Genomic DNA, 18,401 nt, shown 5'->3' with positions numbered 1-18,401 from the left:
GGCCGGTGGCGGCGCCTGGGGTCGGGGCTGCTGCTGAGCGTGCGTCGGAGCCGTGCGTCCAAGCGGTCTGTCAGAGCCGTTCGACGACGGTGGCGCTGCCCATGCCTCCGCCGACGCACAGCGTGACCAGGCCGTAGCGCTTGTCGCGGCGCTCCAGTTCGTCGACGAGGGTGCCCAGCAGCATCGCGCCGGTGGCGCCCAGCGGGTGTCCCATGGCGATGGCGCCGCCGTTGACGTTGACCTTCTCCAGCGGGAGTTCCATGTCCCGGGCGAAGCGCAGCACGACCGCGGCGAACGCCTCGTTCATCTCCACCAGGTCCATGTCGGCGGCGGTGAGCCCGGCCTTGGCGAGGGCCTTGCGGCAGGCGGGCGCGGGGCCGGTGAGCATGATGGTGGGGTCGGCGCCGGAGACCGCGGCCGACAGGATGCGGGCGCGGGGCCGCAGCCCGTAGCGCCTGCCCGTCTCCTCGTTGCCGATGGCGCACAGGGCGCTGCCGTCGACGATGCCGGAGGAGTTGCCCGCGTGGTGGACGTGGTCGATCTCCTCGACCCAGTGGTACTTCTGCAACGCCACGGCGTCGAAGCCGCCCATCTCGCCGATGTCCTTGAACGACGGCTTCAGCCCGGCCAGCGAGTCGGCGGTGGTGCCGGGGCGGATGTGCTCGTCGCGGTCGAGGACGGTCAGTCCGTTGCGGTCGACGACGGGCACGACGGAGCGGTCGAAGCGGCCGTCCTTCCACGCCTCGGCGGCCAGCTCCTGCGAGCGGGCGGCGTATTCGTCGACGTCGCGCCGGGAGAAGCCCTCGATGGTGGCGATCAGATCGGCGCCGATGCCCTGCGGTACGAATCCCGTCTCCAGACTCGTCATGGGGTCCATGGCCCAGGCGCCTCCGTCGGAGCCCATCGGCACCCGGGACATCGACTCGACGCCGCCCGCGAGCACGAGGTCCTCCCATCCCGAACGCACCTTCGCCGCCGCGAGGTTGACCGCCTCCAGACCCGAGGCACAGAAGCGGTTCTCCTGCACTCCGGCGACGGTGTCGGGCAGCCCGGCGACGGTGGCGGCGGTCTTCGCGATGTCGGAACCCTGGTCTCCCAGGGGACTTACGACACCGAGCACGATGTCGTCGATCGCGCCCGGGTCCAGGTCGGGGAAGCGGCGGCGCATTTCGTGGATGAGCCCGACGACGAGGTCGATGGGCTTGGTGCCGTGCAGGGCGCCGTTGGCCTTGCCTCGGCCGCGCGGGGTGCGGATCGCGTCGTAGAGATACGCTTCGGTGCTCAAGATCGGCAGCCTTTCGGTGCGTACGGGTCGGTCGGGCCGGCCGGAGGGGACGACCGGGTCGCTACGGGGCCGCTGCGGAGCCGGGCTGGACGCCGGGTTCCGGGCCGGGTCGGGTACGAGGTCGCGTGCATGGCTGATCAGTCCAGGATCGAACGGCCGATGATCTCCTTCATGATCTCGGTCGTGCCGCCGTAGATCGTCTGGATCCGCCCGTCGGTGTAGGCACGGGCGACGGGGAATTCGTTCATGTAGCCGTAGCCGCCGTGGAGTTGGAGGCAGCGGTCGGTGACGCGCTTTTGCAGCTCGGTCGTCCACCACTTCGCCATGGAGGCGTGCGCGGCGTCCAGTTCGCCCTTCGCGTGGTCCTCGATGCAGCGGTCGAGGAAGCTGCGGGTCACGGCGCACTCCGTCGCCAGTTCGGCGATCTCGAACCGGACGTGCTGGAGCTTCGCGAGCGGGCGGCCGAACGCCTCGCGCTCCTTCACATACCGGGTCGTCTGCTCCAGGATCTCCTCCGCGCCGGCGACGGCCCCGACGGCGATGGCCAGCCGCTCCTGCGCGAGGTTCGTCATCAGATGGACGAAGGCGCCGTGCAGCTCGCCCAGCAGGTTCTCCTTCGGCACATGCACGTCGTTGAAGAACAGTTCGGCGGTGTCCTGCGACTTCTGCCCGATCTTGTCGAGGTTGCGGCCGCGTTCGAAGCCGGGCATGCCCCGCTCGACGACGAGGAGGCTGAGCCCCTTCGCGCCGCCCTCGGGCTTCGTACGGGCCACGACGATCACCAGGTCGGCGAGGATGCCGTTGGAGATGAACGTCTTGGAGCCGTTGAGCACCCAGTGGTCGCCCTCGTCCTGCGCGGTGGTGCGGATGCCCTGGAGGTCGGAGCCGGCGCCGGGCTCGGTCATGGCGATGGCCGTGACGATCTCGCCGGAGCAGAAGCCGGGCAGCCAGCGTCTCTTCTGCTCCTCGGTGGCCAGCGAGGTGAGATAGGGGCCGATGATGTCGTTGTGCAGGCCGAGCGCGAGGCCCGCGACCCCGGCGCGGGCGAACTCCTCGCCGAGCACCGCGGCGTAGCGGAAGTCGCCGTTGCCGCCGCCTCCGTACTCCTCGGGCACGGCCAGGCCCAGCAGTCCCTGACGTCCGGCCGCCAGCCACGCCTCACGGGAGACGATGCCGTCCTTCTCCCACTGCTCGTAGTGCGGCTCGACCTCCTTGGCGAGGAAGGTGCGGACGGTCTGCCGGAACGCTTCGTGGTCCTCGGTGAAGATCTGGCGCTTCATATGGTCGGTGCTCCCCTTTGAGCCTTCGCGTCTCGCTGCCCGCTGCTCGCTGCCCTGCGTGGCCTGGCCGTCTGCATGGATGCCCGTCTGCGCGTGTGCCGTCCGGCCGTGCGCTGGCCTGCCGCGCCCTTCAGACCCAGCTCTTGATCTTCTCGATGAGCCTGGCCGGTTCGGGCCCGACGGGCGTGACGTTGAGCATCGTCACCCCGGCCTCGCGGAACGCCTCGATGCGCTCACGCACATATCCCTCGGGACCGCAGAGGGAGACCAGTTCGCAGAACTCGGCGGGGACCGCGGCCTCAGCCTCCCGCTTCTTTCCCGCGAGGTAGAGGTCCTGCACCTTCTCGGCCGCCTCCTCATAACCGTACGCCCGGGCCACGTCGTTGTAGAAGTTCTTCCCCTTGGCCCCCATGCCCCCGATGTACAGGGCGATCAGCGGCCGCACATGCTCCCGTACGGCGGCGGCGTCCTCCCCGATCGCCAGGAGCGTGCCCGCGGAGATCTCCAGGGGGCCGCGCTCGGGGTCGCGCAGCGCGGTGCCTTCCTCCAGGGCCTTGCCCCACACCTGCTTCGCCTTCTCGGGCACGAAGAGATGCGGCAGCCATCCGTCGGCGATCTCGGCGGTCATGCGGACGTTGGCCGGTCCCAGCGAGGCGATGTACAGCGGAATCTCCGCCCGCTGCGGCCGGTTGAGGAACTTCAGCGGCTTGCCGAGCTTGCCGCCCTTCTCGGCGGGCAGCGGCATGTCGGTGATGCCGTGGTGGTCGATGACCTCGCGCCGCCAGATCCGCCTGCACAGCTCCACGGTCTCCCGGGTGCGGCCCAGCGGCTTGTCGTAGGCCTTGCCGTGCCAGCCCTCCACGACCTGCGGTCCGGAGGCGCCGAGGCCCAGCAGGGCACGCCCCTCGGAGAGCACGTCGAGGCCCGCACCGGTCTGCGCGATGAGCGCGGGCGTACGGGAGTAGACGTTGAGGATGCCGGCGCCGATGAGCAGGCGCTCGGTGCGGGCGGCGATGTAGCCCATCACGGTGGGCGAGTCGAAGCCGTACGCCTCGGCGACCCACACCGCGTCGAGGCCCGCGGCCTCCAGCTTCACGACCTCTTCGGCGGCGGTACGGGGGTTGTCGGCGTACTGGAGGGGCGTGGCGATCTTCATGCGTCACTGTCCTTGACGGGGTCGGGGGCGGGGCTGGTGCCGGTGTGGGTGTCTCGGCCGCTGTCGGAGCCGCTGCGGGTGTGGGCGGCGGACGGTTCCGCCAGGGCGGGCAAGTGCCAGTCGCGCGCCACGTCGGCGGCGTCGGCGCCGGGCACGGCGGGCGGTCGCGAGACGGCGGCCGGGGTGGCGGAGAAGCGCGGTGCGGGCGCGGGCTGTGTGATGCCCGAGTGCTCGACGAAGGTGTCCCGCGCGACGAGATGGGGGTGCCGCGGCGCTTCCCGCAGGGACAGCACGGGGGCGACGCAGGCGTCCGAGTCGCGGAAGACCTCGTCCCACTCGTCCCTGGTACGGGTCTTGAACCGGTCGGCGACGAGGGCACGCAACTCGCCCCAGGCGCCGGGGTCTTCACGGTCGGGCAGCTCCGCCTCGCCGCCGTCCGCGCCCCCGATTCCGAGCAGGCGCACGAACTCCCGGTAGAACTGCGGTTCCAGCGCTCCGACGGCCATGTGCCCGCCGTCGGCGGTCTCGTAGGTGCCGTAGAAGGGAGCGCCTCCGTCCAGCAGGTTGGAGCCTCGCCTGTCCTGCCAGGCACCGGCGGCGAGCATTCCGTGGATCATGGCCGTGAGATGGCTCGTGCCGTCCACGATGGCGGCGTCGACGACCTGGCCCCGGCCCTCCGGGGTGCGTGCGTGATGCAGGGCGGCCAGCACGCCGACCACCAGATAGAGCGAACCGCCGGCGTAGTCCCCGAGCAGGTTCGCGGCCGCGTAAGGGGCCGCCGGCGGGGCCGGTCATCCCGAGGGCGCCGGTGAGGGCGATGTAGCCGATGTCGTGTCCCGCGCGCTGTGCGAGGGGGCCGTCCTGGCCCCAGCCGGTCATGCGGGCGTAGACGAGGGAGGGGTTGCGGGCGAGGCAGTCTTCGGGCCCGATGCCGAGGCGTTCGGCGACACCGGGCCGGTTGCCCTCGATGAGCACGTCGGCGCGCTCGACGAGGTCGAGCGCGGTGGCCAGACCGGCGGGGTCCTTGAGGTCGAGGGTCACGGAGCGCTTGTTGCGGTTGGTGATGTCACCGGCGGGGTCGATGCCGAGCGGGGCGCCGCCGGGGCGGTCGACGCGTACGACGTCGGCGCCCAGATCGCCGAGCAGCATCCCGGCGAACGGGCCGGGGCCGATCCCTGCCAACTCCACGACGCGTACGCCGCGGAGCGGACCTTGGCGACCTCCGTCCCGCTGCGTCGCTGCCGTCATCTCGCCCCGTCCTCCGACACTTTGACACAACTGATGTAACACCAGGGATGCTAAGGAGGCGCTGCCCATTCCACAAGCCCGGGAGGACCGGTCGGGCACGGCCGCTGCGTGGCATGCACCACATGGGCGAGGGCCGCCCGGGGCGGGGGCGGAGAGCGGCGGCGACAGGCGGGTCGGCGAGGCGGGCGCCGGTCGCCGCAAGCGTCAACATCGTCCACCGCAGCCCACCCTTACGTGCAATGGCGCCCCGCACGGCGAATGCGCGATACTGATTGCAGCTTGGAGGAAACAATCAGTTTCGCGCACTACGAGTTCGGTTCGCGGCAACGCTCGCGAGCGGACCGCCGGGCGGAGTGGAAGCGCCGGTCAGGCGAGAAAGGGGCGGGGCGCGATGAGCGGAAACACATATATGGAGCGGGAGTTGAGCAGCCAGCCGGATACGTGGCGAGAGGCCGCGCGACTGGCCGGATCGGCACGGCTGCCACGGCACGGGCTGCGGGTCGCCGCGGTCGGATGCGGCACCTCGTGGTTCATGGCTCAGGCGTACGCCGCCCTGCGCGAGGGAGCCGGGCACGGCGTGACGGACGCGTTCGCGGCGTCCGAGGCGCTGCTGGGAGCGGACCGGGAGTACGACGAGGTGCTGGCCCTCACCCGCTCCGGCACGACGACGGAGGTGCTGCGGCTGCTGGAGTCGCTTCGGGGACGCGTTCCCACGGTGACCGTCATCGGCGACCCCGGCACACCGGCGACCGGCCTTTCGGACGAGACGGTCGCCCTCCCCTTCGCCGACGAACGGTCCGTCGTGCAGACCCGGTTCGCCACCAGCGCCCTCGCACTGCTGCGCGCCCACCTCGGGGAGGACATGGGCGCGGCGGCACACGACGCCGAGGGGGCACTGACGGCGGAGATCCGGCAGGAGTGGGTCGACGCCGAACAGTTCACCTTCCTCGGCACCGGCTGGACGGTCGGACTGGCGCACGAGGCGGCACTGAAGATGCGAGAGGCGTCGCAGTCCTGGACGGAGTCCTACCCGGCCATGGAGTACCGGCACGGACCGATATCCATCGCCGCACCGGGCCGGGTGACATGGATGTTCGGGCCGCCGCCGGAAGGACTCGGAGACGAAGTCGCCCGCACCGGGGGCACGTTCGTACACCACGAGCAGCGTGATCCGCTGGCCGAGCTGGTGCTGGTGCAGCGCATAGCGCTGGCTCGCGCACAGGCACGCGGCCTCGACCCCGACACCCCACGCAGCCTGACCCGCTCGGTCATGCTGGACGCGTCCTGACCCTGCCGCCGTCGCGGCCGGGTCGCAGGAAGCGGCGCCCCGCGTGCCGTACGCGGCGGTGCGAGGCACCGAGCGGTGCCCCAGCCCCTCGCGCTTGTCCATCCCGGGGGCCGACCCGGCCCGCTTGTTCCATCACGTCCATCACGTCCGTCATGTGCTCGGCCTGTCCTCGGCCTGTGCTCGGCCTGTGCTCGGCCTGTGCTCAACTGTCATGCGTCCAACGGAGGTTCGCAGCATGCCCCTTGTCTCCACCGCGTCCATCGTCGACGGGGCGCGAGCGGCAGGTGTCGGTGCGCCCGCCTTCAACGTGCTGCACCTGGAGACCGCCGAGGCGCTCATCGCCGCGGCGGAACGGGCCGCCACGCCGCTCATACTCCAGATCAGCGAGAACTGCGTTCGCTACCACGGGAGTCTGCGGCCCCTCCTGCTCGCCACCCTCGCCCTCGCCGAGACCTCCGACGCGGAAGTCTCCGTGCATCTGGACCACATCACCGACCCCGGTCTGCTGCGGGAAGGCGTCGACGCGGGGGCCCGCTCAGTGATGATCGACGCCTCCGCTCTGCCCTACGAGGAGAACGTCGCCACCACCGCCGAGCTGGCGGACTGGTGCCGTCGCCACCAGGTCTACGTCGAGGCCGAGTTGGGAGAGGTCGGAGGAAAGGACGGTGTGCACGCGCCCGGTGCGCGCACGGACCCGGCGGAGGCGCTCGCCTTCGTGGACTCCACGGGCGTCGACGCCCTCGCGGTCGCCGTGGGCTCCTCACACGCCATGCGGGAGCGTACGGCGGTACTGGACAAGGAGTTGATCCGCAGCCTGCGGCAGCGTCTCCCCGTGCCCCTCGTGCTGCACGGCTCCTCGGGAGTGCCGGACGAGGAACTGCGCGCCGCCGTCGCCGCCGGCATGACGAAGATCAATATCTCGACGCATCTGGTGTCGGTCTTCACCGGGGAAGTGCGCCGAACGTTGGCGCAGACCCCGACGCTCATCGACTCCCGTAAGTACGTGGGGCCCGCCAGGGACGCCGTGTCGACAGAGGCGGAACGGCTGCTTCGGCTGCTGGGAACGGAGGCGCCATGAGACGGCACGAACGGCTGAACGCCCTGCTGGAACTCCTCGGCGAACGGGGGCGGCTCGACGTGGAGGAGGCGGCCACATCGCTTGAGGTGTCGGTGGCGACAATGCGCCGCGACATGGACGCCCTCGCCGAACAGCAGTTGCTGACACGCACCCGCGGCGGCGCGGTGCTCAGCTCCGTCACCTACGACCTGCCGATCCGCTACAAGCACAGCCACCACGCCGTGCAGAAGCACGCCGTAGCGGAAGCGGCGGCGGAGATGGTCGAGCCGGGCGACATCGTGGGACTCAGCGGCGGCACGACGACGACGGAGATCGCCCGCACCCTCGCCACCCGACCGGAGTTCGCGGAGACAGGACCCGACCCGCGGCTGACGATCGTCACCAACTCCCTGAACATCGCCTACGAGTTGGCGGTCCGCCCGCAGATCAAGATAGTGCTGACCGGAGGCGTCGCCCATTCACGGTCGTTCGAACTCACCGGCCCCTACAGCGAGTCCGTGCTGCGCCAGCTCACCCTGGACATCGCCTTCATCGGCGTGAACGCAGTCGACACACAGTGGGGCGGCACCGTCCACGACGAGGCCGAGGCGACGACGAACAGACTGATGGCCGAACGGGCGGAACGCGCCGTGATGGTCGCGGACTCCTCGAAGCTGGGGCTGCGCTGCTTCGCACGCGTAGGCGGAGCCGACGTCTTCGGCACGCTCATAACGGACACGGGCATGGACGAGGAATCACAGCAGGAGTTCACCGACCAGGGGCTGCGCGTGGTGGCAGCGGCGCCATCGACGGCCGGACGCTGAGGGACTGCGCGCCTGGACGGGGAGACCCGCGTTAGACCCACGCCAGGGCGACGGGCAGGCCGACGGCGAATGGTGGGCGGTGGGCACAGCGACGGTTCCTGCTGGACACAGAAGGACGCCGGGGGGAGGGAGGGGGGAGGGGGAGGGCCCCCGGCAGCACACTCGGCAGCACGCTCTCCCGCTACTCGCCTCGCGGCCCCGTCGCCCCCCGCCGCGCACCGTCCCATCCCCGCCCTACTCCCCCCCGCTACCCGGACCGTCTCCCGCATCCCTATCCGCGACGCCGCTGGCCACATGGTTCATTGCCGCCCACAGGGTTCATTGCCCCCGCGCGGTTCGCTACCGCCCGCGGGGCTCATTGCCGCCCGCAAGGTTCGTTACCGCCGGGGATCGAGGCGCCGGTGCCAGAATGCCCGTCATGGAACGATCTTCACCAGCGGCAGTCGGTACAGCAGCACCCGCGGCCCGGTCGGGCCACTTCGGCGGCGACGCGCTGAGTGCGGGCCTCCCCACGGCGCAGGCGGACGCGGCTGATTACGCTCCGTCGGTGCCCGGCGCCGCCCACGCCTGGAGAGCGCTCGGCGGCGATCCCGCGCTGCTCGACCGGGTCTCATGCACCCCGCGTGCGGTGCTCCCGGCTCGGCTGCCCGTACTGGCGCTGGCCCGCGCGACGGTGTCCGTGTGCTCGCTGGCGGCCGCGGAGTTGTCGTCCGTACGGTCCGAGGGCGCGGGCGGCGGCCCGGCGCCCGTTCCTGCTGTGCATGTGGACGATGGCGCGGTGGCCGCCGCGTTCACCAGCGAGCGTCATCTGCGGACGGACGGGCGCGCGCCGGTGACGTTCTCCGCGCTGTCTCGTTTCTGGCGCACGCGGGACGGCTGGCTGCGTACCCACGCCAACTACCCGCACCACCGGGCTCGGCTGCTCGCCGCCCTCGGTATCTCCGCCGAGAACGGAGAGCACCGCGACGACCTCGACGACCTCGACGCCCCCGGCACGCGCAGGGACCCCGCCCCCCGCACGGCCCCCGACGCCCGCGACGCCCGCGACGAGCGCGACGAGCGCGACGAGCGCGACGACGCCATGCTCGCGGAGATGCTCGCCGCGGAGCTGGCCGGGCGCGATGCCGTGGAGGTCGAGGAGACGGTGCTCGCGGCCGGGGGCCTGGCCGTCGCCGTACGCACCTCGGCGGAGTGGGCCGAGCATCCTCAGGGCGTCCGAGTCTCCGAGCGCCCGCTGCTCACCACCGTGCGCATGGACCAGACGCCTCTCCGGACCCTGCCCGAACCGGCGGGGCCCGGCCCGCTGCACGGGGTGCGCGTACTGGATCTCACACGGGTGCTGGCGGGTCCGGTCGCCACGCGTGCTCTCGCGCTGTTCGGTGCGGATGTGCTCCGTATCGACTCGCCTCAGCTACGCGAGAACGCCGACACGCACGCCGACACGGGCATGGGGAAGCGTTCGGCGCTGCTCGATCTCGCCTCCCGCGCGGGGCAGTCAGCATTCGAGGAGTTGCTGTCGGCGGCGGACGTCGTCGTCACGGGTTACCGTCCCGGCGCGCTCGACCGTTTCGGGCTCGCTCCGGAGTCGCTTGCCGACCGGCGTCCCGGCGTGATCGTCGGCCAGCTCAGTGCCTGGGGCGCTTACGGGCCGTGGCATCGGCGGCGCGGTTTCGACAGCCTCGTACAGGCGGCGACCGGCATCTCGCTCCTCGAAGGGCAGCGGGACGAGGAAGGCGAGGAGATTCCCGGAGCGCTGCCCGCGCAGGCCCTGGATCACGGCACGGGCTATCTGCTCGCCGCCGCCGTGATGAGGGCTTTGACCGAGCAGCGGCGTGGACGGTGCGGTTCCAGGCTCGTACGGGTGGCGCTGGCGCAGACTGCCGACTGGCTGATGAACGGCCTGACTTCGCAAGCGCAGCACGCCCCGTCGGCCTCCACGTCAGCGCCGGGTACGACGCCCGGGGAGGAGCCGGGGGGCGATCAATCGCGGCGGCAGGATCTCGCCGACCCGGCCGCCTGGCTGGCCGAAGCCGACAGCCCGCTGGGGCGGATGCGCTATGTGCTGCCGCCCGTCGGCTACGAAGGCTCGCCCTCCGACTGGTCGCGGCCGACCGTCCCTGCGGGCACCGACCCGGCCGCCTGGTGGTGACCCGGCCCCGGCGCCCGGCCCGCTGAACGCACAATCGTTATCGCTCCCACACGCCTGCCGCTGCCGGGCACAACTCGCCCCGCTGCAAAGCGACTTGTCGCTCAGAGAGACGTCCCGTCAGAGGGACTTGCCATGACCGCCGTGCGGTCCGCCGTACCCGCCGTGCGGTCCGCCGTGCCCGCGCCTGCGTTCGCGCCCCTCGCGGCGTTCCCGGCGTTCCAGTTCGCGCCGCTCACGGCGCTCGGAGCGCAGCCGTAGCTTTTCCTCGCGCGGCAGCTTCCGTTCCACGCCTACGCCGCCCATCACCGTCAGCCCGGTGATCACTACGCGTGGTGCGTCGGCGTCGGCGAATCCCGAGGCGGAGGAGTCGAATCCGCCCATGATGCCGATGCCTCGGACTTCGACGCCCATCCCCGGCGGCACTGTGACGCTGAAGCCGCCCATCAGTGCGAAGCAGCGGATCACCACGTCGCGTTCCTCGAACCGTGCCTCGCGCAGGTCGAGTTCACCGCCGCCCATGATGCCTACGCCGGTGAAGACGCGCGGCACCGTCCACTCCCCCTTGCGCCCGAAGCCGCCCATGATGCCGACGCCCCAGCGTGACGTGGCTTTCCCGCCGATCCGCTCCGCCCAGCGCCGCTTCTTGCGCAGCGCCGGAGCCTGCGGGTTCTGTCCCGTCGCGGCCGGCTCGGGGTTCGCGTCCCCGTCGGTGTCGGGGCTGTCGTGGTACGGGAGATCCCTTACGAGGGGGACCAACTCGCCGCGTGTACGGGCCTGGTAGGTGCTGTCGAGACGCTCCTGGAACTCGTCCATGCCGAGCCGTCCCTCGGCGAGCGCGTCGCGCAGCACCTCGGCGACGCGCTCTCGCTCCGCGTCGGAAGCACGCATCTCGGGCAGCTCGTCGCTCATGCCGTCACCTTATTCCCCCGCTTCCCCTCACCGGGTCGTCCTCACCGGGGCGTCCTCGTCTGGCCTCGGTGGGCGTCGTCGGGCGTCGCCTCGCTCGACGTTCATGGCCTGCCCGTGCCGACGTGCTCTACGGGCGTACTCATGCCGACCCTCGTGCCGACTCTCGTGCCGACCCATATCGCCTCGTACTGCCTCGTACCGACTCATATCGGCTCACACCGGCGTCCCCGTACGGACGTGGCCCTCACTCCACGGACGCCAGAAGCCACTCGGCCAGGGCCACCGACGCGAAGCCCAGCGCGAGCACGCCCGTCGCGACGCGGGTACGGCCCCGGCGGCTGAGGCCGATGGCCACGCCGGAGAGGATGAGCGCGATGCCGTAGAAGCCGACGGTGAGTACGGAGGGGGCGCTGCCGAGACGTACGACGAGTGCGACGGCGACGGCCGCCATGACGACGGCGGAGACGATGGCGCGGACTCTGCGTGCCTGGCGCGGCGTCAGTCCGGTACGGGCGTCCTCGCCGTCTCTCTCCCCCTGGTAAGCCCCCTCAGCCGCGTCGTCTCCGGCGCCGTCCCCGAAGTCTTCCTCGTCGCCGAATTCCCCGCCCTGCGCGGGGTCTTCGGGGCCGTCCGACGGCGGCTTCCGCCGCCGCTCCTCCCCCTGCGCCGGCGCCGACGCTGACTCCTTCTTCTCCGGGTCCCCTGCGGCTGCGGCTTTGGCACGGTCCGCCGGTGCGGTCGTCTCGTCGTCGGTCGTCGTGCTTATGTTGGCTTCCGGCATGACGGGAGGTTATCGGCATTAGGCACCGCCTGTCGCGCCCGGGTGAGCAGGGGCGGCAGCCCGTCCCGGGCCGCCGGGGCGCGCCGGCGTGCGGGGTCCGACTCCCTTGCGTCTAGGGCTCCTTGTGGGTCCACTTGCGCAGTTCGTCGCGGCTGTCGTAGTTGCCGAGGTTCGTGTCGATGGGGTCGTTGGTGTACTGGTGGAAGCGCCAGGGGTGTTCGATTCCGGGCTTGCCCGGCTTGCCGTTGTAGTGCGCTATCCACAGCCCGTCGCCGGCGAACGACGTGGTGTCGTGGTTGAGCCAGAAGTTGGTGTTGCAGTACAGCAGCACTCTGGTGTGCGGGCGTTCCTCCTGGACGTACTTGATCCAGGAGTCCTTCTCCGCGTTGCTGACCTCGGTGTCTTCCCAGTCCAGTACGAGCATGTCGCCCTTGACCAGGTCGATCTTCGACATGAAGTAGTCGGCCTGCTCCTTCATGCTGCCTGCGCGGCCGAAGTGGTAGAAGCCGGTGACGAGTTCGGCGTCGCGGGCGGTCTGCCGCTGGTCGACCCACTTGGGGTTCACATACGAAGTGCCTTCCGTGATCTTGATGAAGACGAAGTCGAGACCTTTCGTGCTGTAGTCCGACGGTTGGTACGACGAGACGTCGACGCCTTTGATCACGATGCACTCCTTCTGCCGTCCGGCGGCGTATCGCTCATCCGTTCCGATACCCGTAACGCGGCGCACCGTACCGTGAACGGTGCGCTGTCGGGCCCTGAATCAGTCGCTCCGGGTCACCGCACGGGTGCGCTGCGCGGCGCGCTGAGGGCGCTTCGTCCCGGCGCGTCGCCCCGGCGCCGACGGCGCCCGCGGGCGCAGGATCGGTTCGGGTGCCGCTGCGGGCGCACCCGGCACACTGGTGGAGAGACAGCCGACGAGGAGTAGGACATGGCGACGACGCGCACCGCGCACACCGAGTGGAACGGGGATCTGAAGAACGGGTCGGGCGAGGTCGCCTTCGACTCGTCCGGGATCGGCAAGCAGGCCGTCACGTGGGCGTCACGTGCGGAGGAGCCGAACGGCAGGACCAGCCCGGAGGAGCTGATCGCCGCCGCGCATTCGAGCTGCTTCTCGATGGCGTTGTCCAACGGGCTGGCCTCGGCTGGCAGTCCGCCCTCGCGGCTCAGTACGCGGGCCGATGTGACGTTCCAGCCGGGCACCGGGATCACCGGTGTCCACCTCACCGCGCAGGGCGAGGTGCCCGGCATCGACGAGGCCGCATTCGTCGCAGCGGCCGAGGAGGCCAAGGCCAACTGCCCGGTCTCACAGGCCCTTTCGGGTACGACGATCACGCTCACCGCGAAGCTGGGCTGAGCCCTCCCAGGAGGAGACATGCCGGAACTGCCCGAGGTCGAGGCGCTGCGCGACTTCCTCGACGAGCGCCTCAGGGGGCGTGTGGTGGAGCGCGTCACGCCGGTCGCGATCAGTGTGCTCAAGACGTACGAGCCTCAGCCGTCGGCGCTTCAGGGGCGGGCCTTCACGAGGGTGTCCCGGCATGGGAAGTTCCTCGATCTGGAGACCGCGCCCGGGGAGGCGGACGCGGGCGCGACGGGCGGCGGGGACGCATCCGGTGCCGGCGGCGCGGCCGGTACGGGCGGTACGGGCGGTCTCCATCTGGTCGTCCATCTGGCACGGGCGGGCTGGCTGCGGTGGCGGGATTCGGTGCCGCCGGGCCCGCCCCGTCCGGGCAAGGGCCCGCTGGCGCTGCGTCTGTCGCTGGCGGGGCCCGAACAGGGCGGCGACGGCGGCGGGTTCGACCTCACCGAGGCCGGGACGCGTAAGCGTCTCGCCGTCTACTGCGTGCGCGATCCGCTGGAGGTGCCCGGCGTCGCGCGGCTGGGCCCCGATCCTCTCGCGGACGGCTTCTCGCCGGAGGTCTTCGCGGGGCTGCTGCACGGCGAACGGCACCGGATCAAGGGTCTGCTGCGCGATCAGAGCGTGATCGCCGGTGTGGGCAACGCCTACTCCGACGAGATCCTGCACGCTGCTCGCCTCTCCCCGTTCAAGATCGCAGGGGAGTTGTCGGAGGAGGAGGTCACGGGCCTGTACGAGGCGCTGCGTGCCACCCTTCGCGACGCGGTCGAGCGTTCGCGGGGGCTGGCCGCGGGTGAGCTGAAGTCGGAGAAGAAGACGGGGCTGCGGGTGCACGGACGCACGGGGCAGCCGTGCCCGGTGTGCGGGGACACCGTGCGGGAGGTCTCCTTCAGCGACAGCTCCCTCCAGTACTGCCCGACCTGCCAGACCGGCGGGAAGCCGCTGGCGGACCGCCGCATGTCTCGCCTGCTGAAGTAGCCGTACTGCTCGGCGGCGGTGTGCCGTGGCGGGTGCGGTTACTGTGGCTGTCGCGCAGGGGTCCGCTGGGGGCCGTGGGAAGCGGGCGAGAGGGGCAGTGGTGACGGAGGAGGAGCTGGAGGAGTTCGCCACGGGCCTGGCCCATATGGCGCGGGATCTGCTCGCGCAGCGCTCGGTGCAGAAGACGCTCGACCGTGTGGTGGCGCATGCGGTGGAGCTGGTCCCCGGTTGTGAGGCGGCCGGTGTGATGACCGTGGAGAGCAAGCAGGTCAGGACGCTGGCGAGGACCAGTGAGATGGTGCAGGAGTCGGACCGGATACAGGGTGAGCTGTGCGAGGGCCCGTGCTTCGACGCCGCCCGCATGCCGGAGGAGGTCTACCGCATCGGGGACATGACGGAGACCGTCAGACGCTGGCCCCGTTACGCCCCTGAGGCGCGGAAGCTGGGCGTCGGAAGCATGATGGGCTTCCTGCTCTACACCGAGGACGACGAACTCGGCGCTCTCGACCTGTACTCCTCCACACCGAACGCCTTCACCAAGCGTTCCGAGCACATCGGCTGGCTGCTCGCCTCGCACGCCGCGGTCGCCTTCTCGAGTGCCCGTACGCATGCGCAGCTGCATGCGGCGATGGAGTCGCGGCACAGCATCGGCGAGGCCATCGGCATCGTCATGGAGCGCTACAAGCTCGACGAGGAGCAGGCGTTCGCCGTGCTGCGGAAGAGCTCCCAGGACCGGAACATCAAGCTGCGCGAGATAGTGCGTACGGTCATCGAGACCGGGGAGATCCCCGGGGCGCAGCGGCGGCGTTGATGCGGCTGCCGCGATGCCCGCGGCCGGTGCCGGTCAGCCGCGGCGGCTCCGGCCGCTGAGCCTTCCCAGGATGCGGGGCACGATCCGGCCTCCCGTGCGGGTACTGCTGCGCAGGCGGCTGCCGCGGGTCGAGGTGTGCCGGTAGCCCAGGGGGCCCGGCAGGTCCATCGACGTCGTGCGGCGTCCGGTGGAGCTGAAGGTGCGGCGCGGTCCCCACCGGCCGCCGGTGGTCACCGACCACGACCTGCGGTTGATGTTCAGCCGGACGCCGGGCAGCACCCGGAAGCTCCGGCGGAAGGTCAGCGGCATCGTCGCCTCCTCGGCAGCGGGCCACGGGCCCCTGTCGTCGTGGGACTTTCAATCGGTCGTCGAGCATCGGGCATCGGGCATTGGCCGTCGGGCACGGGGCAGCGGTCGTCGGGCGTCGGTCAGCGTCGGCAGGCAACTGCACCGGCAGCCCGCAGTCGGCGGGGCGGCTCGGCCGTTCAGTGAGCCGGTCGGTCAACGACCCTACGGCCGCCGGTAGTCGCCCTCAGGGCACTACTACCCTTCCTCCGCGCCGCCGTCCCCACCCTCGCCGCCGCGGCGGCTGCGGGATTCCATTCCGCCCTGGTCCGCGGCGGCTTCCGCGCCGTCGGCGTGGAAGACCAGCTCGTCGCCCTCGACGTCGACCAGCAGCCCGGTGTGCGGCTTCAGTTCGCCGCTGAGCAGCATCCGCGAGAGCTTGTTGTCCACTTCCCGCTGGATGGTGCGGCGCAACGGCCGTGCCCCGTATTCGGGTTGGTAGCCGCGCTGCACGAGCCAGTCGACGGCGGCGGGCGCGAAGTCGATGGTGAGGTCCTGCGCGTGGACGCGGTGGCGGGTCTCGTCGAGCAGCATGTCGGTGATGGTGCGCAGTTGCTCGTCGGAGAGCCTGCGGAAGATGACGATCTCGTCGATGCGGTTGAGGAACTCCGGCCTGAAGTGCTCCCGCAGCGGGCGCATCACGCGTTCGCGGCGTGCGTCCTCCTCGTCTTCCTCGTCGCCGCCGCCGAAGCCGATTCCGGCGCCGCGTCCGGTGATCGCCTCGGAGCCGAGGTTGCTGGTCATCACGACGACGGTGTTGGTGAAGTCGACGGTGCGGCCCTGGGAGTCGGTGAGGCGCCCGTCGTCGAGGACTTGGAGCAGCATGTTGAAGACGTCGGCGTGTGCCTTCTCGATCTCGTCGAGCAGCAGCAGCGAGTACGGGTTGCGGCGGACGGTCTCGGTGAGCTGCCCGGCGTCCTCGTGGCCTACGTAGCCGGGAGGGGCGCCGACGAGGCGGCTGACGGTGTGCCGCTCCTGGTATTCGCTCATGTCGAGCCGCACCATCCGGTCGTCGGAGCCGAACAGCGACTCCGCGAGGGCGCGGGCGAGTTCGGTCTTGCCGACGCCGGTGGGGCCGAGGAAGAGGAAGCTGCCGATGGGCCTGGACGGGCTGGAGAGTCCGGCGCGGGAGCGCAGCACGGCGTCGGCGACGGCGGCGACCGCCTCGTCCTGGCCGATGACGCGTTCACGCAGGCGGTCTTCCATGCCCAGGAGGCGTTCCTTCTCCTCCTGGGTGAGGTTGCTGACGGGGATGCCGGTCTGGCGGGAGACGATGTCGGCGATGTCCTCGACGGTGACCTCGGCGATGCGGCCGTTGGGCTGGCGGTTGCGCTCGTCGCGGCTGATCTCCTTCTCGACCTCGGCGAGCCGGTCCCGTAGCTGTGTGGCGCGTTCGTAGTCCTCGGCGGCGACGGCCTGGTCCTTGTCGCGGTGGATCTGCTCGGCCTCGCGTTCCAGTGCCTTCACGTCGGTGCCGCGGGTCGCGGTACGCAGCCTCACGCGGGCCCCCGCCTGGTCGAGGAGGTCGATGGCCTTGTCGGGGAGGTAGCGGCCGGTGAGGTAGCGGTCGGAGAGTTCGACGGCGGCGATCAGCGCGTCGCCGGTGTAGCGGACCTGGTGGTGTGCCTCGTAGCGGTCGCGCAGTCCGCGCAGGATCTCCACGGCGTCGGGCACGCTCGGCTCGGGTACGAGGACGGGCTGGAAGCGCCGTGCGAGTGCCGCGTCCTTCTCGATGTGGCGGCGGTGTTCCTCGAGGGTGGTGGCGCCGATGACGTGCAGCTCACCGCGGGAGAGCGGCGGCTTGAGCATGTTGCCCGCGTCCATCGAGCCGCCTTCGGTGCCTCCGCCTCCGGCGCCGACGACGGTGTGCAGCTCGTCGATGAAGATGATCAACTTCTCGGAGTGTTCGCGGATTTCGTCGATGATGCCCTGGAGGCGTTCCTCGAAGTCGCCGCGGTAGCGGGTGCCTGCGACGACGCCCGACACGTCGAGCTGTACGACGCGGCGGCCCAGCAGGTTGTCCGGCACGTCGCCGTCCATGATGCGCTGGGCGAGTCCCTCCACGATGGCGGTCTTGCCGACTCCTGCCTCGCCGATGAGCACGGGGTTGTTCTTGCCGCGCCTGGCGAGGATCTCGATGGTCTGCTCGATCTCCTCGTCGCGGCCGATGACGGGGTCGATGCGGCCGTCGCGTGCCATCTCGGTCAGGTCGGTGCCGTACTTGTCGAGGTTGGGCGTCTCACTGCGGGGTTTGCCCTGCGGTCCCCGGCCGGGTGCCGCCTCGCCGCCCGCGCCCTGCCCGCCGGGGATTCCGGGGCCGCCCTGGCCGGGGTGCCCGGGCGGATAGCCGGAGGATGCCGAACGGGGGTCGAAGTGCGCCGCGTTGAGGATCTGCCCGGCCGTGGAGTCCCGGTTGGCGGCGAGGGCGATCAGCACGTGCTCGCTGCCGATGTAGGAGGCACCCCTGGTGCGGGCGATGTCGTGGGCGTCGAGCAGGGCGCGCTTGACGGCGGGGCTTACGGAGATGGACTTGCGGGGCGTGCCGTCCCCGACCTCGCGGTCGATGTTCCGGGCGAGGGTGTCGGCGTCGGCGCCGGCCCTGGTGATCATCGTCCGGGTCGGTTCGGTGGTGAGCGCGGCACGCAGCAGATGCTCGGTGTCGAGATCGCTGCTGCCGTGCTCCGCCGCGTAGGAGGCGGCCTCGGAGACCAACTGCCTGGCCGGTTCGCTCATCAGCCGGAGGAAGTCGTAGTAGCGGGGGTCTCGCCTGCCGCCGCCGGGCGAGCCCGTGCCGCCGAGAAAGCGCGCGATGAAGTCTCCGAACGGGTCCCTGCCGAAGTCCTCGGGACCCATGTACCCGCTGGTCATAGGTATCCGTCCCGCTGACCCGACGTCGCCGGGCCACGCTGTGTCGACTGCGTCAAGCTTCCGGT

General features: G+C 71.0%; 15 protein-coding genes and 1 pseudogene. 7 read left to right on the top strand and 9 right to left on the bottom strand.

Annotation, left to right across the window (positions count from 1 at the left end; all coding sequences use genetic code 11):
- Positions 1 to 70 precede the first annotated feature (70 nt).
- The 4 genes and pseudogenes from MMA15_RS25210 to MMA15_RS25195 form a co-directional block, all read right to left on the bottom strand.
- Positions 71 to 1,285 (bottom strand): acetyl-CoA C-acetyltransferase, encoded by a 1,215-nt coding sequence (locus tag MMA15_RS25210; RefSeq protein ID WP_241062459.1) that lies wholly within the window; start codon positions 1,283 to 1,285, stop codon positions 71 to 73.
- A 137-nt stretch (positions 1,286 to 1,422) separates the two neighbouring features.
- Positions 1,423 to 2,565, bottom strand: a complete 1,143-nt coding sequence (locus tag MMA15_RS25205; RefSeq protein ID WP_241062458.1) for an acyl-CoA dehydrogenase family protein — start codon at positions 2,563 to 2,565, stop codon at positions 1,423 to 1,425.
- A 130-nt stretch (positions 2,566 to 2,695) separates the two neighbouring features.
- Positions 2,696 to 3,721, bottom strand: coding sequence for an LLM class F420-dependent oxidoreductase (locus tag MMA15_RS25200; protein ID WP_241062457.1), 1,026 nt, complete (start codon positions 3,719 to 3,721; stop codon positions 2,696 to 2,698).
- Positions 3,718 to 4,969 (bottom strand): annotated as a pseudogene (locus tag MMA15_RS25195) (CaiB/BaiF CoA transferase family protein). Before MMA15_RS25195 ends, MMA15_RS25200 begins: the two are co-directional and overlap by 4 nt.
- 391 nt (positions 4,970 to 5,360) lie before the next feature.
- Here MMA15_RS25195 and MMA15_RS25190 point away from each other — a divergent pair.
- The 4 genes from MMA15_RS25190 to MMA15_RS25175 all read left to right on the top strand — a co-directional run bounded on the left by MMA15_RS25190 (position 5,361) and on the right by MMA15_RS25175 (position 10,287).
- Positions 5,361 to 6,257 (top strand): SIS domain-containing protein, encoded by an 897-nt coding sequence (locus MMA15_RS25190; RefSeq protein ID WP_241062456.1) that lies wholly within the window; start codon positions 5,361 to 5,363, stop codon positions 6,255 to 6,257.
- Between the two features lie 235 nt (positions 6,258 to 6,492).
- A complete protein-coding gene (locus tag MMA15_RS25185; RefSeq protein WP_241062455.1) occupies positions 6,493 to 7,335 on the top strand; it encodes a class II fructose-bisphosphate aldolase in 843 nt (280 codons plus the stop codon).
- The gene (locus MMA15_RS25180; protein WP_241062454.1) at positions 7,332 to 8,138 is read left to right on the top strand and encodes a DeoR/GlpR family DNA-binding transcription regulator; all 807 of its coding nucleotides are present in this window, start codon (positions 7,332 to 7,334) and stop codon (positions 8,136 to 8,138) included. Before MMA15_RS25185 ends, MMA15_RS25180 begins: the two co-directional genes overlap by 4 nt.
- A 547-nt stretch (positions 8,139 to 8,685) precedes the next feature.
- Positions 8,686 to 10,287, top strand: a complete 1,602-nt coding sequence (locus MMA15_RS25175; protein WP_241062453.1) for a CoA transferase — start codon at positions 8,686 to 8,688, stop codon at positions 10,285 to 10,287.
- 117 nt (positions 10,288 to 10,404) lie between these two features.
- On the opposite strand, the gene MMA15_RS25170 is transcribed toward MMA15_RS25175, so the two are convergent.
- The 3 genes from MMA15_RS25170 to MMA15_RS25160 form a co-directional block, all read right to left on the bottom strand.
- Positions 10,405 to 11,196 (bottom strand): DUF1707 SHOCT-like domain-containing protein, encoded by a 792-nt coding sequence (locus tag MMA15_RS25170; RefSeq protein ID WP_241062452.1) that lies wholly within the window; start codon positions 11,194 to 11,196, stop codon positions 10,405 to 10,407.
- A 244-nt stretch (positions 11,197 to 11,440) separates the two neighbouring features.
- Positions 11,441 to 11,977 carry a hypothetical protein gene (locus tag MMA15_RS25165; protein ID WP_241062451.1) on the bottom strand — a complete coding sequence of 179 codons (537 nt, stop codon included), beginning with the start codon at positions 11,975 to 11,977 and terminating at the stop codon, positions 11,441 to 11,443.
- Positions 11,978 to 12,089: 112 nt separating this feature from the next.
- Positions 12,090 to 12,641, bottom strand: coding sequence for a glycoside hydrolase family 25 protein (locus tag MMA15_RS25160; protein WP_241062450.1), 552 nt, complete (start codon positions 12,639 to 12,641; stop codon positions 12,090 to 12,092).
- A gap of 267 nt (positions 12,642 to 12,908) precedes the next feature.
- Between MMA15_RS25160 and MMA15_RS25155 the strand changes: the two genes are divergently transcribed.
- From MMA15_RS25155 to MMA15_RS25145, 3 genes are all read left to right on the top strand, one after another.
- A complete protein-coding gene (locus MMA15_RS25155; protein ID WP_241062449.1) occupies positions 12,909 to 13,334 on the top strand; it encodes an OsmC family peroxiredoxin in 426 nt (141 codons plus the stop codon).
- Positions 13,335 to 13,352: 18 nt separating this feature from the next.
- A complete protein-coding gene (locus tag MMA15_RS25150; protein ID WP_241062448.1) occupies positions 13,353 to 14,312 on the top strand; it encodes an Fpg/Nei family DNA glycosylase in 960 nt (319 codons plus the stop codon).
- A 145-nt stretch (positions 14,313 to 14,457) separates the two neighbouring features.
- Positions 14,458 to 15,123: a GAF and ANTAR domain-containing protein gene (locus MMA15_RS25145; protein ID WP_241063478.1), complete on the top strand. Its 666-nt coding sequence runs from the start codon at positions 14,458 to 14,460 to the stop codon at positions 15,121 to 15,123.
- 33 nt (positions 15,124 to 15,156) lie between these two features.
- Here the strand turns inward: MMA15_RS25145 and MMA15_RS25140 are convergent, their stop codons facing one another.
- Positions 15,157 to 15,432 carry a DUF4236 domain-containing protein gene (locus MMA15_RS25140; RefSeq protein WP_372498301.1) on the bottom strand — a complete coding sequence of 92 codons (276 nt, stop codon included), beginning with the start codon at positions 15,430 to 15,432 and terminating at the stop codon, positions 15,157 to 15,159.
- A gap of 234 nt (positions 15,433 to 15,666) precedes the next feature.
- Positions 15,667 to 18,336 carry an ATP-dependent Clp protease ATP-binding subunit gene (locus MMA15_RS25135; protein WP_241062447.1) on the bottom strand — a complete coding sequence of 890 codons (2,670 nt, stop codon included), beginning with the start codon at positions 18,334 to 18,336 and terminating at the stop codon, positions 15,667 to 15,669.
- Between the last annotated feature and the right edge of the window lie 65 nt (positions 18,337 to 18,401).

The sequence above is a fragment of the Streptomyces marispadix genome, from assembly GCF_022524345.1.
Taxonomy (GTDB): domain Bacteria; phylum Actinomycetota; class Actinomycetes; order Streptomycetales; family Streptomycetaceae; genus Streptomyces; species Streptomyces marispadix.
This window is presented reverse-complemented; position numbering and strand designations above follow the sequence as displayed.

Bases quoted from the DNA above. Each gene is read 5' to 3' on its own strand.
- MMA15_RS25190 (WP_241062456.1), top strand. From the start codon at position 5,361: ATGAGCGGAAACACATATATGGAGCGGGAGTTGAGCAGCCAGCCGGAT.
- MMA15_RS25200 (WP_241062457.1), bottom strand. From the start codon at position 3,721: ATGAAGATCGCCACGCCCCTCCAGTACGCCGACAACCCCCGTACCGCC.
- MMA15_RS25140 (WP_372498301.1), bottom strand. From the start codon at position 15,432: ATGCCGCTGACCTTCCGCCGGAGCTTCCGGGTGCTGCCCGGCGTCCGG.
- MMA15_RS25145 (WP_241063478.1), top strand. From the start codon at position 14,458: ATGGCGCGGGATCTGCTCGCGCAGCGCTCGGTGCAGAAGACGCTCGAC.
- MMA15_RS25135 (WP_241062447.1), bottom strand. From the start codon at position 18,336: ATGACCAGCGGGTACATGGGTCCCGAGGACTTCGGCAGGGACCCGTTC.
- MMA15_RS25155 (WP_241062449.1), top strand. From the start codon at position 12,909: ATGGCGACGACGCGCACCGCGCACACCGAGTGGAACGGGGATCTGAAG.
- MMA15_RS25185 (WP_241062455.1), top strand. From the start codon at position 6,493: ATGCCCCTTGTCTCCACCGCGTCCATCGTCGACGGGGCGCGAGCGGCA.
- MMA15_RS25180 (WP_241062454.1), top strand. From the start codon at position 7,332: ATGAGACGGCACGAACGGCTGAACGCCCTGCTGGAACTCCTCGGCGAA.
- MMA15_RS25150 (WP_241062448.1), top strand. From the start codon at position 13,353: ATGCCGGAACTGCCCGAGGTCGAGGCGCTGCGCGACTTCCTCGACGAG.
- MMA15_RS25205 (WP_241062458.1), bottom strand. From the start codon at position 2,565: ATGAAGCGCCAGATCTTCACCGAGGACCACGAAGCGTTCCGGCAGACC.
- MMA15_RS25170 (WP_241062452.1), bottom strand. From the start codon at position 11,196: ATGAGCGACGAGCTGCCCGAGATGCGTGCTTCCGACGCGGAGCGAGAG.
- MMA15_RS25165 (WP_241062451.1), bottom strand. From the start codon at position 11,977: ATGCCGGAAGCCAACATAAGCACGACGACCGACGACGAGACGACCGCA.